The sequence below is a fragment of the Secundilactobacillus pentosiphilus genome, from assembly GCF_002217985.1.
Taxonomy (GTDB): domain Bacteria; phylum Bacillota; class Bacilli; order Lactobacillales; family Lactobacillaceae; genus Secundilactobacillus; species Secundilactobacillus pentosiphilus.
Genome location: NZ_BCMI01000070.1, coordinates 1 through 418 on the forward strand (window position 1 = coordinate 1; position 418 = coordinate 418).

Genomic DNA, 418 nt, shown 5'->3' on the forward strand with positions numbered 1-418 from the left:
ACATTACTTAATAAAAAACTCAAAATACGCGGTGTTCTCGGCTTAATTAATGAAATTAATTAATATAAAAGAAAATTGATATTATCTAGTTTTCAAAGAACCAATTCTTTGATCCCCTACGGGATCAATGGAGAATAGCGGGATCGAACCGCTGACCCCCTGCTTGCAAAGCAGGTGCTCTCCCATCTGAGCTAATTCCCCATAACAAACAAAGTTTGTTGAGTGGGCCTAAATGGACTCGAACCATCGACCTCACGCTTATCAGGCGTGCGCTCTAACCAGCTGAGCTATAGGCCCAAAAAGCGTTTTATGCAATTGAGAGTAGACCTCTCAAAACTAAACAAAGTTTTGTTCCTGTGCAGGTTTCCGTATTATTCCTTAGAAAGGAGGTGATCCAGCCGCAGGTTCTCCTACGGCT

Annotated in this window: 2 tRNA genes; both read right to left on the reverse strand. The window is 42.1% G+C overall.

Going from position 1 to position 418, the window contains the following annotated elements:
• Positions 1-128: 128 nt before the first annotated feature.
• A tRNA-Ala gene (locus CES81_RS13075) sits at positions 129-201 on the reverse strand.
• Between the two features lie 22 nt (positions 202-223).
• Positions 224-297, reverse strand: a tRNA-Ile gene (locus CES81_RS13080).
• Positions 298-418: the final 121 nt, after the last annotated feature.